Annotated in this window: 15 protein-coding genes; 7 read left to right on the top strand and 8 right to left on the bottom strand. The window is 52.3% G+C overall.

Annotation, left to right across the window (positions count from 1 at the left end):
- Positions 1-154 precede the first annotated feature (154 nt).
- Together RC85_RS21405 and RC85_RS21400 are read right to left on the bottom strand one after the other, a co-directional pair.
- Positions 155-1,090 (bottom strand): restriction endonuclease, encoded by a 936-nt coding sequence (locus RC85_RS21405; RefSeq protein WP_068266703.1) that lies wholly within the window; start codon positions 1,088-1,090, stop codon positions 155-157.
- Positions 1,087-1,962: a GIY-YIG nuclease family protein gene (locus RC85_RS21400; RefSeq protein ID WP_068266700.1), complete on the bottom strand. Its 876-nt coding sequence runs from the start codon at positions 1,960-1,962 to the stop codon at positions 1,087-1,089. Before RC85_RS21400 ends, RC85_RS21405 begins: the two co-directional genes overlap by 4 nt.
- A 109-nt stretch (positions 1,963-2,071) precedes the next feature.
- Between RC85_RS21400 and RC85_RS21395 the strand changes: the two genes are divergently transcribed.
- The 5 genes from RC85_RS21395 to RC85_RS21375 are packed head-to-tail and all read left to right on the top strand — an operon-like array spanning position 2,072 to position 9,535.
- A complete protein-coding gene (locus RC85_RS21395; protein ID WP_068266697.1) occupies positions 2,072-2,272 on the top strand; it encodes a helix-turn-helix domain-containing protein in 201 nt (66 codons plus the stop codon).
- A 49-nt stretch (positions 2,273-2,321) separates the two neighbouring features.
- The gene (locus tag RC85_RS21390) at positions 2,322-3,884 is read left to right on the top strand and encodes a type I restriction-modification system subunit M (RefSeq protein ID WP_068266694.1); all 1,563 of its coding nucleotides are present in this window, start codon (positions 2,322-2,324) and stop codon (positions 3,882-3,884) included.
- On the top strand, positions 3,881-5,110 hold the full coding sequence (locus RC85_RS21385; RefSeq protein ID WP_068266691.1) for a restriction endonuclease subunit S: 1,230 nt from the start codon (positions 3,881-3,883) through the stop codon (positions 5,108-5,110). The genes RC85_RS21390 and RC85_RS21385 overlap by 4 nt, the downstream gene beginning before the upstream one ends.
- Before the next feature lies 1 nt (position 5,111).
- A complete protein-coding gene (locus RC85_RS21380; protein ID WP_068266688.1) occupies positions 5,112-6,407 on the top strand; it encodes an AAA family ATPase in 1,296 nt (431 codons plus the stop codon).
- On the top strand, positions 6,404-9,535 hold the full coding sequence (locus tag RC85_RS21375; RefSeq protein WP_068266685.1) for a type I restriction endonuclease subunit R: 3,132 nt from the start codon (positions 6,404-6,406) through the stop codon (positions 9,533-9,535). The genes RC85_RS21380 and RC85_RS21375 overlap by 4 nt, the downstream gene beginning before the upstream one ends.
- Before the next feature lie 90 nt (positions 9,536-9,625).
- Here RC85_RS21375 and RC85_RS21370 read toward each other — a convergent pair whose 3' ends face one another.
- On the bottom strand, positions 9,626-9,835 hold the full coding sequence (locus tag RC85_RS21370) for a hypothetical protein (protein ID WP_068266682.1): 210 nt from the start codon (positions 9,833-9,835) through the stop codon (positions 9,626-9,628).
- 651 nt (positions 9,836-10,486) lie between these two features.
- Between RC85_RS21370 and RC85_RS27045 the strand changes: the two genes are divergently transcribed.
- Positions 10,487-10,648 (top strand): hypothetical protein, encoded by a 162-nt coding sequence (locus tag RC85_RS27045; RefSeq protein ID WP_162273233.1) that lies wholly within the window; start codon positions 10,487-10,489, stop codon positions 10,646-10,648.
- Here the strand turns inward: RC85_RS27045 and RC85_RS21360 are convergent, their stop codons facing one another.
- From RC85_RS21360 to RC85_RS28310, 5 genes are all read right to left on the bottom strand, one after another.
- Entirely contained in the window at positions 10,649-11,593 is a 945-nt protein-coding gene (locus tag RC85_RS21360; RefSeq protein ID WP_068266676.1) for a hypothetical protein, read from the bottom strand.
- Positions 11,586-12,260: a hypothetical protein gene (locus RC85_RS21355; protein WP_068266673.1), complete on the bottom strand. Its 675-nt coding sequence runs from the start codon at positions 12,258-12,260 to the stop codon at positions 11,586-11,588. The genes RC85_RS21360 and RC85_RS21355 overlap by 8 nt, the downstream gene beginning before the upstream one ends.
- Before the next feature lie 181 nt (positions 12,261-12,441).
- Positions 12,442-12,651: a hypothetical protein gene (locus tag RC85_RS21350; RefSeq protein ID WP_068266670.1), complete on the bottom strand. Its 210-nt coding sequence runs from the start codon at positions 12,649-12,651 to the stop codon at positions 12,442-12,444.
- Positions 12,652-12,754: 103 nt separating this feature from the next.
- Positions 12,755-13,153 (bottom strand): hypothetical protein, encoded by a 399-nt coding sequence (locus RC85_RS21345; protein ID WP_068266667.1) that lies wholly within the window; start codon positions 13,151-13,153, stop codon positions 12,755-12,757.
- On the bottom strand, positions 13,131-13,349 hold the full coding sequence (locus tag RC85_RS28310) for an AAA family ATPase (protein WP_200836773.1): 219 nt from the start codon (positions 13,347-13,349) through the stop codon (positions 13,131-13,133). The genes RC85_RS21345 and RC85_RS28310 overlap by 23 nt, the downstream gene beginning before the upstream one ends.
- 421 nt (positions 13,350-13,770) lie before the next feature.
- On the opposite strand from RC85_RS28310, the gene RC85_RS28615 reads away from it, so the two are divergent.
- On the top strand, positions 13,771-14,151 hold the full coding sequence (locus tag RC85_RS28615) for a hypothetical protein (RefSeq protein WP_238383198.1): 381 nt from the start codon (positions 13,771-13,773) through the stop codon (positions 14,149-14,151).
- Positions 14,152-14,267 lie beyond the last annotated feature (116 nt).

Here is a 14,267-nt window from a genome sequence, read left to right as displayed (position 1 = left end):
CGTGGGTGGCAGACTCGCTAACGCCGGGCATCCATGTTGCTCGCGAAGAGGATTTGGGACTCTCCCAGACGGAACAAAACCTGCGCAATCGCCTAGCTGCCGCAACCCCAAACTTTTAGCGGACCAGCCAAATGCTCGATACCAAACAAAAACACTAAGAGCACTTTTTGAGGAGCCATTCCGTAAGGCCCGCCGAAACCGTTAGTCTCGCGATGTCTTCTGCAACATAAATCTTCACTTTGGAATCGGCATCCTTCGTCCAAGAAGAAACGTCGCCTTTTGGCGAATGAACGATGAAGTACATTTCGTCGTATTGGTCGTGACCGCCGAAGTCTTGCAGGTAGGTTTGGAACGTCTCCTTGTTCGCCTGTGATTTCACTTGAACGAACAGACGTCGTCCGGTAACCGGCGACATCAAGTCGAGGTCTATCGACTTTTCAGTTCCACCAAGCGATGCGATGCGTTGCCACCCAGCATTGGCAAAAATGAGATCGCATAGCAGTTCAAAGTCTTTCCAATTCAAACCGCGAATCAAAGCGACGAGCGAAACTTCGAGTTCGCGAAGCCTTTCTTGCGCCAACTGAATTTTAGGAAGTACCTCGTCGCATAGTCGAAGCTTCAAGTATTCAATTGCGCCGACGGAGCAGATGGTTCCTCGAAAGCCCTGCGTTTTCGTGAGCGACCCATTCAACGTTTCGACGAAAAGCCTATTGCCTCCTACCGAGGTATTTTTCCAGCCGCCGATGGTTTTCCGAATTCGCGAACCGTCTTTGAGCTTGACAACCTTTGGCGATGCAAAGCACCAGTAGAGTTGGCGACGATAGAAAGTGATCCATATCGTGGATTTGTCGAGCGTGTAGAAGTCTCGGACTTGGTTAGTGATCTCGGTCGCCTTGCCCTTGGTCTTCTTTCTCTCGGTTCGCATGAACTTGGTTAGCGTTTCCCATTCGCCAGCTAGGCATGCCTCGTGGTGCGGGTTGTTGAAACCGAGACGAATGGTCCCAGGCGACTTCTCGATGCAGCCCGCCTCCCATTCGCCCTTGCCGCCAAGCTTGATGAACCTGGCTTCGGTCGCATTGGCTGGATTCATTCCTCGTCTCCCGTCTCGGCCTCGTCGTCGCGATGCACTTCGCTGAGCGTTGCCCCATTCTTGTCTTTCCATTCAACCCAACCGTTTGCGGTTCGTCCAAGGACAACTGCGGCAGCGGTGCTCGGCGATCCGTACAAGTAGTCCTGCGTGAAGTAGTAGTCTCCGTTACGTTCTTCCAGAACGCCGGCCGCCAATAGAGCTTCGCGTTTCGGCGTCACCGATGCCGTCGCGGATGCTACGACTTCCTTCCTCGCTTTGCTGCCAGCCAAGATTACAAAACCATCTTCGACGAGTTCTCCCTTTCCGTCGCTGCCACCACCTCGACAGAAAAAGGTAACCGATGACGGACCACGACTGGCAAGCGGTTCAAAGACCGGATAGCCAAGCGTCGAAACCAACGTGCTAATCGTCTCAAAGACGTCCAGCAGTTCGGCTTCCATTGGCTCGGGAACGTAGGTCGAATTGTCAGGCACCTGACCGTTGTCGAGCGTGTAGCGGGCGATCTCTTTCGCTCGCTGCATGCAATACCATTCCAAGTATCGAATGTGGGCTTGCGTGAAGTTTTGAGTTTTGGAGACGCAGAAGATTGCCGTCTTCCAAAACGTCTTCGTTTTGTTGTGGCTATCGAAACGCTTCCGAGCGTCTTCCGTCTGGCCGATGTAAACAATCGATTTTGCTTCGTCTTCACCCTCGCCGAACAAGAAATAAATGCCCGGCAGATCCAATTCCTTGCGAAGCTTGCCTTGGGCTAGATCGCTACGAGGGATCAAAACCGCTTGCACGATCCGTGTTGTGATTTCGGCGATACGAATGCCGCGTGGTTCACCGGTTGGCAGATAAATCTGAATCGTATTCACGGTTGCGGTTGTCACGTCGTTCTCCTGGGCTACTTCGAGTTCCCCCCAGGATATCGCGGCCGTGCAGACTTTGATAGACTTGCAAAAGTGTGCAATTCCTTAGGTGCGAAAGCGCAGGCTACCGATGAACAAGCTCACCGAATACGTGAAGACAGCCGAAGCGGCCGAGATTCTGGGCGTGGCGCAAAACACACTTCGCAAGTGGGCGGAGCGTGGTGACATTCCGATGCACCGCAATCCAGCGAATGGTTACCGGCTGTTCAAACGGAGGGACCTCGACGACTTTTTGAAAAAGACAGCCAAGCCAGTAAAGCCAAAAGCGTAGGCCACGTCACCAGTGGCGGGCCAAGTAATCAACAAGGAACAACGATCGAATGACCGGATCGCAACAACGTGCCGCCCTGCAACGCAAAATCTGGGATATCGCGAATGACGTACGCGGCAGCGTGGATGGATGGGACTTCAAGCAATATGTCCTGGGCACTTTGTTCTACCGCTTTATCAGCGAGAACTTTGCCCTGTACATCGAAGCCGATGACGAGAGCATTGACTATGCCGCGCTCGACGATTCCGTAATCACGCCCGAGATCAAAGACGACGCCATCAAGACCAAGGGTTACTTCATCTATCCCAGCCAGTTGTTTGCGGGCGTCACCAAGGATGCCAATACCAACGAAAGCCTGAATACCGATCTGGCCGCGACCTTTGCTGCCATCGAATCGTCCGCGAATGGCTATCCGTCAGAAGTCGACATCAAAGGCTTGTTTGCTGATTTCGATACGACCAGCAATCGATTAGGCAACACGGTATCCGCCAAGAACCAACGCTTAGCGAAAGTTCTTAAACGGGTGGCCGAGCTGGACTTTAGCGACTTTGAAGGCAGTCAGATCGATTTGTTCGGTGACGCCTACGAGTTTTTGATCTCCAACTACGCGGCGAACGCGGGGAAATCGGGCGGCGAATTCTTCACTCCGCAGCACGTGTCCAAGCTGATTGCCATGCTGGCGATGCACAAGCAGAGCAGCGTCAACAAGATTTACGACCCGGCGTGCGGTTCCGGTTCGCTGTTGCTGCAATCCAAGAAACATTTCGACGCCCATATCATCGAAGAGGGCTTCTTCGGCCAGGAGATCAATCACACGACCTACAACCTGGCTCGGATGAACATGTTCTTGCACAACATCAACTACGACAAGTTCAACATCCAACTGGGAAGCACCCTGACCGAACCGCACTTTGGGGATGAGAAACCGTTTGATGCTATCGTCTCCAATCCGCCTTACTCGGTGAAATGGATTGGCAGCGACGACCCGACGCTGATCAACGACGATCGTTTTGCTCCGGCGGGAGTGCTGGCTCCCAAATCCAAAGCTGACTTTGCCTTCGTGCTGCACGCGCTCAGCTATTTGTCCAGCAAAGGTCGCGCGGCGATTGTTTGCTTTCCGGGGATCTTCTATCGAGGTGGAGCCGAGCAGAAAATCAGAAAGTATCTGGTCGACAACAACTACGTGGAAACGGTGATCTCCCTTGCTCCGAATCTGTTTTATGGCACCACCATCGCCGTGAATATCCTGGTGCTGTCCAAGCACAAGGCCGACACGAACGTTCAGTTCATCGACGCCAGCGGCGAAAACTACTTCAAGAAAGAAACCAACAACAACGTCCTTAACGAGCAGCACATCGAAGCCATCATGGAGGCCTTCGACAGCAAGGAGAACATCGACCACTTCGCCCAATCGGTGCCGATGGAGGAAATATCCGGCAATAGTTACAACCTGTCCGTCAGTAGCTATGTCGAACCCGAAGACACTCGTGAGGAGGTGGACATTGCCGAACTCAACGGTGAACTGAAAACCACAGTCGCCAGGATCGATCAGTTGCGAACTGAGATTGACTCGATCGTGGCGGAGATCGAAGGCGAGGAGGTCGAGGCGTGAGCGACCTGGGATTTATGGACAAGCTGCTTGATGGCGCAGGAGTAGAGTGGAAACCGCTTAGAGAAGTGGCGGAATACTCTCCCACGCGAGTGGACGCGACTGAACTGGATGCTGCTTCGTTTGTGGGAGTGGACAATCTTGTGGCAGATAAGGGCGGGCGTGTTGACGCGAACTATCTGCCAAACACCAATCGATTGACGGCTTATGAACCGGAAGACATTCTTCTCGGCAACATTCGTCCGTACCTAAAAAAGGTTTGGATGGCGACTACTGCCGGCGGATGCAGTGGAGACGTTCTTGCGGTCCGAATACTTGAACAATTCAAACGTATTGTTGAAGCTAAGTATCTCTACTATCTGTTGTCATCAGACGAGTTCTTCTCGTACAACATGCAGCATGCCAAAGGCGCAAAGATGCCGCGAGGAAACAAAGCGGCAATCTTAAAATACTCTATCCCAATACCCTGTCCCTCGGACCCGGAAAGATCGCTTGAGATCCAGGGGGAAATCGTCCGCATTCTGGACACTTTTACGGAGCTGACCGCCGAGCTGACCGCCGAGCTGACCGCCGAGCTGACCGCCCGCGAAAAACAATACAACTACTATCGCGATCAGTTGTTGAGTTTTGAAGATGGCGAAGTCGAATGGAAACCGCTGGATGACGTAGCCCATTTCACTAACGGTAAGGGGCATGAAAAAGACATTCATGAAGACGGAAAGTTCGTCGTCGTGAATTCAAAGTTTATTTCCACAGACGGGCAGGTTGCAAAATGCTCAAACAAACAGCTCTGTCCGCTTTACAAAGACGACATCCTGCTCGTGATGAGTGACCTACCGAATGGCAAAGCTCTTTCAAGAACTTTTTTCGTTGATGCAGATGACAAGTACACGCTTAACCAGCGCATTTGCGGAATTAGACCGAAAGACTATGAGGAATTACTTCCTAAGTTTTTGCACTACTTTTTGAACCGAACGCCACAACTGCTCAAGCATGACAACGGCGTGGATCAAACAAATCTACGTAAATCACAAATTCTGGAAGTGAAAATTCCTATTGCCTCTATCGCCGAGCAAACCCGAGTCGTATCGATCCTGGACAAGTTTGACACTTTTACGAGATCAATTTCTAAAGGCCTACGCCGCGAGATCGATCTCCGGCAAAAGCAATACGCGTACTATCGCGATCTCCTGCTGAGCTTCCCAAAGCCCGAAGAGGCGGAAGCGTAGAATGAGTAACACCCTCGCTGAGATTGCCCAGCAGATAGTAGATGAATCGAAGGATGATCCTTCCAGAAGAGATCGCCCAAAGAAGGTGCAGTTGATCTACGCGTTCAATGGAACTGGAAAAACTCGTTTGTCGCGGGAGTTCAAGCAGCTTGTTGCGCCAGTAAATGATGACGACGAACCTGCGAGTGCAGTAACAGGCGACGCTTCCGAGGAATCCGGCGATGCAAACGCAGATAGTGCAGACACCGGACTCTCGAGAGACAAGATTCTCTATTACAACGCGTTTACGGAAGACCTGTTTTACTGGGACAACGATTTGGATCTCGATGCGGAGCCAAAACTCAAAATCCAGCCGAACTCGTTCACTGACTGGATTCTCGTTGAGCAGGGCCAGGATCAAAATGTCATCACCAATTTCCAGCGATACGTGGATGACAAGCTGACACCACGGTTCAATGCCGATTACAAAACGAAGGATAGTGACAACAAAGAGATTACGGTCAAGGCATTTTCTGAGGTGACATTCACTCTTGAAACCGGCGACGAAGCTCAATCCGGTATTCTTAAGATCTCAAAGGGTGAAGAAAGTAATTTTGTTTGGAGTGTCTTCTACACTCTGCTGGATCAAGTCATCACGATCCTGAACGTTCCCGAACCAGCAGACCGAGAAACCAATGACTTCGATCAGCTGGAGTACGTTTTCATCGACGACCCGGTCAGCTCTCTGGATGACAATCACCTGATCGAACTTGCTGTCGATCTTGCGACCTTGATTAAGACAAACACGTCGGACGTAAGATTCATCATCTCCACTCACAACCCACTTTTCTTCAATGTGCTGGTGAACGAGCTTGGCAGCGATGACAATTCACACTCTCCAACCTGGCGATCAAAGTGGTTCAGCAAATCACGATTGGAGAAGTTGGAAGACGGAAAACACGAACTCATCCCGCAGCCAAACGATTCGCCATTTTCGTACCATCTGCATCTTCTTTCGCATCTTGAAGACGTCATCAAAATGGGGCAGATTGAAAAATATCATTTCAATCTGCTTAGAAACATTCTTGAAAAGACCGCGACATTCCTAGGGTACAAGCGATGGGAACTACTTCTGCCCGAAACCAATGATGGGAACCCAAATCCCTACGCCAAACGAATTGTCAACTTCTCCAGCCATTCAAAGCATGCCGCCGAAGAAGTGCCACCTTTGAAGCCAGAAGAAAAGAAGGTTCTCGAGAACTTGGTCAAGCACATCGTCAGCGAGTACGGATTCTGGCAGGAAACAACAACACCATGACCGAATACAAAACGATCGCCGAATCGAATAACTTTATCATCCTGGAGAATTACAACCGGGAATGGATGGTTGCCGAAAGCTACCAGAGCGAGGGAGATCTCGAACGCGAGCTTATTCAAGATCTGGAAAACCAGGGCTATGAGTTTCGCAAGGATCTGAACTCTCAAGAAGCATTGCTTGCCAATGTGCGGGTGCAGCTTCAAACGCTGAACGACGTGGAGTTCTCCGACGGCGAATGGCTGCGGTTTGTAGAGACGTTCCTGGACAAACCCAGCGAAGGCATCATCGATAAGACTCGCAAGATTCACGATGACTACATCCACGATTTTGTGTTCGACGATGGACGCATTCAGAACATCTATCTGCTGGACAAGAAGAATCTGACGCGAAATAAGCTGCAAGTCATTCAGCAATTTGAGCAGACCGGCAGCCATGCCAATCGGTACGACGTCACGATATTGGTCAACGGCCTTCCGCTGGTGCAGGTAGAATTGAAAAAGCGCGGCGTTGCGATTCGCGAGGCGTTCAACCAGGTGCATCGCTACAGCAAGGAAAGTTTCAACAGCGAGAACTCACTGTTCAGGTTCCTGCAGTTGTTCGTCATCTCCAACGGCACCGACACTCGCTACTTCGCCAACACAACGCGACGTGACAAGAACAGTTTTGACTTCACGATGAATTGGGCGAAGGCGGATAACAGCCTGCTGAAGGATCTGAAGGATTTCACAGCGACGTTCTTTCAGAAGAACACGCTGCTAGAGGTGCTGCTGAAGTACTCGGTGTTTGATGTCAGCAACACGCTGCTGGTGATGCGGCCATATCAAATAGCCGCGACCGAACGGATCATGTGGAAGATCAACAGTTCGTATTCGGCGAAGACATGGAGCAAACCGGAAAGCGGAGGCTACGTCTGGCACACCACGGGATCCGGCAAGACGTTGACCAGTTTCAAAGCAGCCCGACGAGCAACCGAACTGGACTTCATCGACAAAGTGTTTTTCGTGGTGGACCGGAAAGATCTGGATTACCAGACGATGAAAGAGTACCAGCGCTTTTCGCCTGATAGCGTCAACGGATCCGACAGCACTGCGGGACTGAAACGCAACCTGGACATTGACGATAACAAGATCGTCGTGACCACGATTCAGAAGCTCAACAATTTGATGAAGGGCGAATCGGACCTACCGATCTACCAGAAGCAAGTCGTCTTTATTTTTGACGAGTGCCACCGCAGCCAATTCGGTGAGGCGCAGAAGAACCTCCAAAGGAAGTTCAAGCGATACTATCAGTTTGGCTTTACTGGAACCCCTATCTTTCCGCAGAACGCCTTGGGAGCGGAGACAACCGCTAGCGTATTTGGCCGTGAGCTGCACTCTTATGTGATCACCGATGCGATTCGCGACGAAAAGGTGCTGAAGTTCAAGGTGGACTACAACGATGTCCGTCCGCAGTTCAAGGCGATCGAAACCGAACAGGACGAGACAAAGCTAACCGCTGCCGAGAACCGTCAGGCTCTATTGCACCCGGACCGAATCAGCGAGATCGCTCAGTACATTCTGACCCACTACCGACAGAAGACTCACCGGTTGCGTGCGAGCGGGTCCGGATTCAATGCGATGTTCGCAGTCAGCAGTGTGGACGCCGCGAAGCTGTTCTATGAAACGCTGAACAAGTTGCAGGCCGAAAGCGAGAGGCCATTAAAAATCGCCACGATCTTTTCGTTTGCCGCAAACGAAGAGCAGGATGCCGTGGGCGACATCCAGGACGAGAGCTTTGATGTGTCTGCAATGAATAGCAGCGCGAAGGAGTTTTTGAACGCGGCGATCGACGACTACAACGCCTACTTCAAAACCAGTTTCAGCGTTGATAGCAACGGATTTCAGAACTACTACCGCGACTTGGCCATGCGAGTGAGGGGCACAAGTAGTAGCGGAGCCGACCTTCCGCCAGGGGATAGGGTCGACCTGCTTGTTGTTGTCGGCATGTTTCTAACCGGTTTCGATGCCCCAAGCCTCAACACGTTATTCGTGGACAAGAACCTCCGTTATCACGGACTGATTCAGGCGTTTTCACGAACGAACCGGATCTACGATGCAACCAAGACGTTTGGCAACATCGTCACATTTCGTGATCTAGAAAAGGCGACCGTTGATGCGATCACTCTTTTCGGTGACAGCAACACGAAGAACGTGGTGCTTGAAAAGAGCTACAAGGAATACATGGAGGGCTTTACCGACATCGTCACAGGCCAAGCTCGGCGTGGATTCAAGGAAGTGGTTGCGGAGTTGGAAGAGCGTTTCCCAAACCCGGACGAGATTGTTCGCGAGAAGGACAAGAAGGATTTCGTGAAGCTGTTTGGCGAGTATTTACGGGTTGAAAACATCCTGCAGAACTTTGATGAGTTCGCGAGCCTGAAAGCACTGCAAACCATCGATCTGGACGATCCTGAGCAAGTCGAAGCTTTCAAGGAAGAGCATTATCTGGGCGACGAAGAGCTGGAGCAGTTGCAGGGCATCGACGTGCCGCCTGATCGCAAGGTGCAAGATTACCGATCGACGTACAACGACATTCGAGATTGGCTGCGACGTGAAAAGGCCAGCAATGCAACTGAGGAATCCACCCTCGATTGGACTGATGTGGTTTTCGAGGTGGATCTGCTGAAGTCTCAAGAGATCAATCTGGACTACATTCTGGAACTGATTTTCGAGCACAACAAAAAGACCAAAAACAAAGCAAGCTTGGTCGAGGAAGTGCGCCGACTCATTCGCGCCAGCGTCGGCAATCGTGCCAAAGAGAGCTTGGTCGTGGATTTCATCAACCAAGCGGATCTGGACGGGCTCCCCGACAAAGCCAGTGTGATCGAGGCCTTTTTCGGTTTTGCGAGGGCCGAGCAACAACGGGAAGCCGGCGAACTGATTGCCGACGAGGAGTTGAATACGGAAGCAGCCAAGCGGTACATCAGCACGTCGCTCCGGCGAGAGTATGCCAGCGAGAATGGCACCGAACTGAATGCCGTCTTGCCGAAAATGAGTCCGCTCAATCCTCAGTACCTCACGAAGAAGCAAAGCGTCTTCCAGAAGATCTCAGCGTTCGTGGAGAAGTTCAAAGGTGTTGGCGGAGACGTTTGATTCGCTAGCCGCCGGGATCGCCAGCCCCGACGGCGCAAACATGGCTACAACCAAATTTTCAAAGATCAGAGTTGGCCAGCGGGCTGGCCTCTACGGTTCGAGCAAGCGGTCTTCGATTTCCGACAAGCGTTTTTGCAACACGCTCACGGTGTTTTCGGCGGGCTCGTACTTGGCTCGCAGGTCGGCTCGCGTGGCTTCGTGAGTTTCGGCTTGCTCTTTGTAGCGGTTCGCTTCGTTCTTAAAGGGCGTAGCCTTGCCTTTCTCGCGGTCTTGCCTAGCCCAGCTTTCGCGTTTGTCCATTTCCTCGGCAAGGGACGCTCGCGTGTGGTCGGCCGCGCTGAGTTCTTCGACGATCGAAGCCTATCCCACTTATGCAAGCCCGAGGCGATCAAGTAGCCGGTCCCATCGCGACAATCGAAGTTCGCAAACGGGTTGTTCGCCACGCAAAAGGCGGACAACATCATTTCCAAGACTCTTGGCGTACTGATATTTAACCGGGCGCCGTTTTCGGATCGCCGCCGCACCGGCAACTTGCTCGGGACGATACCGAACGGAGTTTCCAACCTCGCGCTCGACAGCGTTAATGTGTTCTGGCGAGACGCCCGGCGTCCTCCGCAAAGCTTCAAGAACGCTCTGCTGCCAACGGATATCATCCGAATCGGGTGAGGCCCAGCCAATGTATCTGGCCAACCGCAATTGAGCTCTTTCAAAAACCGCCAGCACAAAACTGGCACATGTTAAGCCGGTTGTTGTCGGACCGAGAAGGAACTTCTTCGTGCTCTCGTCGAAAGCATCAACAGGAGTTCCGAATGAATACGGAATCTGCTCAACGAGATTCGCGTGGGCGATATCCTCGCAGATCGCGGCGAGCTGCCGGAGTCTTGCTTTCGGTACTTGTGGATCGACCCAGGAGTACTTGCTTGAAATGTGATTTTGCTTACGCAAATCGTGATGCCAAGCCAAATGCAAGAACTGAAATTCACCCGTCTCATCCACACGAAACGCAATGCCGGCATGCCGCTGGTCATGTCCGGGCTCTCCAATCACAACAGCAACGTGCCGAAGCTCATCAACCTGTTTGTCCGCTTGTCGATGAATCCGATCCATGCTTAATCACTTCAGTCCGTCAAGCAGTCCGTATTCCAACTGACCTCGCTTCTTCAGCACTCGGCGTACACCTCGATAGAACGCTTTGCGGCTAGGCAAGTTCGACTTGATAGGTGCTGTGGCAGTCAGTACCGCAAGCATCGTATCAATGCCTGCTTCAGCGATATCAAATGTGCGTACATCTTCATCGAGTTCCTTTGCCTGGCCGTCTCTCAAGCGATAACGCGTGTTTCGGTAAACACAAGCAAGCGCGGATCGAATGTCACCCAGCTTCTCAAACGCAATGGCCGCCTTGATGTAGTCATTCGTCGCGGTCTGCTCTTCTAGACAAGCAACCATGTGAGCGGTTTTTAGAAACTGCTCGCGTCTCGGTGCCGCCTTCGTATCTTTTTGCACTAGATCAAACAGTTCGTCCGCCATGCCCATTGAACGCAACATTTTACGGCAGCGTTCAACGAACACTCTGCGTGCTGGAAGCTGATTGCTTTTGTCTTCCGTGGCCGCCAAAGTCAGGATCGAAATGTACACAGGTAGTGCGTCGAAGTCCGTGTACGCAAATATCTTGTTCCACTCTTCGATGCCACTCTTGGACGCTTCTTGAACGACTGAAACAACAAAGTGGTCGAATGCCGCAATGTCGGGATTTGGCAACTTGGAAAAGACCGTTACATCGACGGCGTCGGTACTTCCGAAACGAAACGCCGACAGCCAGCTTCTTGCTCGACCACCTGCCTTGGCCACTTCTTTGGTTTGATTGATTTGGGGATCCCCCTCTCGATTGCTCAGAACACCGATGACACGCTGCGGCCAATTCACAGCCGCCTGGAGACGGTTGCCGCGTGGGGCAGTTCTCAGATACCACGATTTCTGATCGTGAGTATCGCGAATTTCATCTTCATTCTGTCGAGTCTGCTGGAACAGTTCTCGTGCATCGAGAGTCAAGCTATTCATTTCGCTCCTCCGATTCTCCAGAAATGAGGCATGGTTTCTTTGTAGACTGAATAAATTCGTCTCGAATGCTATTCGCTTTAACAATCGCCCGGTCGCACTGCTCCCGAAGCTTTTTCACATCCTGCAAGTCGAGCGCCAAACTCACTTCGTGACCGCCATCGTCACTCGAGTATGCAACCCGAAGTGTGTGCGTTACGACGCCTCCTTCAACCTTCTCTCCTTCGTCGTCAAACAATGGACGTAAGTCTGTAATGATGCGAGCTTTCCGAAGTAGGTTCGCATAATCATAGCTTAGCTCCATCGCCTTCGTCAAAAGACGTATCGGCGTGGAGTCAATCAGGCCCTGCATGGAAACCGCAATTGAGTCCCACTCTGACTGCTGATCAGGGCTATCTATCGCGACTCGCAACGCCTTCATTACATCAACAGATTTGGATTCGCTTACACGAACGAGCATGCTCAGCGAAAGCACCTGCGAAAGCAAGAGTTCGGCTTCGTCTTCTGTGAGCTGCTTTTTCAGCTCATCGAGAAGGCGATCGGCAACCAGCGGTGGCTCAGAGAGGCCACCTAAATGGATAACCAAATCAGCGAGCTTCTCGCCGTCAATCTTTGCGCAGCGAAGGAGTTGATTGAGCTGATCTGGATTCGGCTTGATTTTCACGGCCACTGGGGAAATCTTTTTTCTTTATTTTAGTTTGCATGACATCATTTACCAACAGGGGCAACTGTGGGTCTAGTCCAGCCATAGAATACCGCAATTTGCGACCGGTAGGTGTTGCCAGCCCCTACGGCACAAACATGGCTACAACCAAATTCTCAAAGATCAGAGTCGGGCAGCAGACGGGCGTCTACGGTTCGAGCAGGCGGTCTTCGATGCCCGACAGACATTCTTGCAACACGTTGGCCGCGTTTTCTGCTGGCTCATATTTGGCTCGCAGGTCAGCTCGCGTGGCTTCGTGAGTTTCGGCTTGCTCTTTGTAGCGGTTCGCTTCGTTTGTGAACGGTGTCGCCTTCCCTTTCTCGCGGTCTTGGCGAGCCCAGCTTTCTCGTTTTTCCATTTCCTCGGCGAGGGACGCTCGCGTGTGGTCGGCCGCGTTGAGTTCTTCGACGACCGAATCGTATTCGGCGACGAGTTCACGGTCCTCGCAGGTGCCAGCGTAGTTACATGCGGGCCTGGGACGCTCGCTTGCGGATCGTGTTGATCTCCGTTCGCCGGATGTAGAGCGGCGACATTTCCGCTTCGTGCTTTGCCGTCAACGCTTCGAGGGTTTGCTCGGCAACGTCGATCTGCTTGGCGAGCTTGGTCGCTTCGCTTTCGAGCGGACGGAAGCGCGTCGTAGTCGTCACGCAGGCTTCGACGGCGGGCCAGTAGTTCGGCGTCATGGCGACGGCCCGCCTGCGCGTCTGTTCGTTGTCGGCCAGCACGGTGGCGATCTCGTCGGAGTCCGGTTCTTTGCCGTCGCAGATGCTGGCGACTAATCGCCGGTAGTCGGACCACTTGGTGATCCGTCGCTGGCGTTGGCGGTTAGTGATCGGTTCAAGTGATGATTTCAAATTCATCGTGGCTCCTTTGCCTTTCGGGGTGGGCGTTGATCCGATCGAGCCAAGGCCGGCCGGTCGCAACGGCCAAAGCCATATCGCTGGCCAACCAGGATTTGCCGGCCTTGGGCGGCGCGATGACGTTCATGATCTCGCCGGCACGTAGCAATCCTGGAAATAGACCTACCCGGTCCGGCTCTCGAATGACGAAGGGCAAGCCAGAATTTCGCAGACTTTTTTTCGCGACGTGATTCTCTACCCTTTGAGCTACCAGGCCGGCACCTGATTGGCGTGCAGACAAAAGAACTTTTCTCTGACCGAAAGATGATCGTGACGAACCAGCCGTCACCTCCCTGACTGTAGACCTACCGGAACAAACAGCCGAATCACGAAAAGTGAACCGGATTTTTCCAAAATATCTTTCGGAAGCTGCCCGCGTCCGAAGCATGGCTCGTCTCAGGTTACCTATGCCGCGTTTTGAAAAACGGGTCCGGCCAAAAGCACTTTTGGTCAAAACGATCTCGATTGGCTCAAGCCGAAGCCGATCCAGATCCGCGTCGGTGAACTCAAGCAGATACTGCATAGTTTCGCTCGCATTGCAAGCTTGTTAGAGCGAGCCTATCCCATCACGGTTGGCGGTGATTATACTCGCGTGGATGCCTGATCCCGCCGCTACGACCGCTTCCACGGATCTCGTTGAACACGAGGCCAAATCTGATCCGCCGGAGATCCGGTCAGATGCTAAGCCGGAATCGAATCGGCTGAAATTTGTTTGGACGGTTGGGTTTGCTTTTGCCATTGTTGCATTGCAATTGGGGCAGGGAATCTTGTTGGCAAGGTTGCTTGGCCCGGTGGGACGCGGAGCCTACGCGGCGGCGGTGCTTTACGTTCAGATGCTCCTTTACATCGGTCTGCTTGGTGGTCTGGAAGTGATTTGTCGGCATGCCGCTAATCCTTCGATCAACCAACAGAAACTTCGCCGAGCAGCACTTTGGCTGGGGCTGACGACAACGCCGTGAAGAGTTTTTGCACGGCAAAAACCGCTGTTTCGCTAATCCCTCATAAATGAAAAGGTCAGATTCCCCCCAACACCTAACTGAAAACGATTCAGTCGGAAAGGAATCTGACCATGTCT

Source organism: Rubripirellula obstinata (genome assembly GCF_001642955.1).
GTDB classification, from domain to species: domain Bacteria; phylum Planctomycetota; class Planctomycetia; order Pirellulales; family Pirellulaceae; genus Rubripirellula; species Rubripirellula obstinata.
The sequence above is the reverse complement of the archived record's forward strand: the minus strand, read 5'-3'. Positions and strand labels throughout refer to the sequence as shown.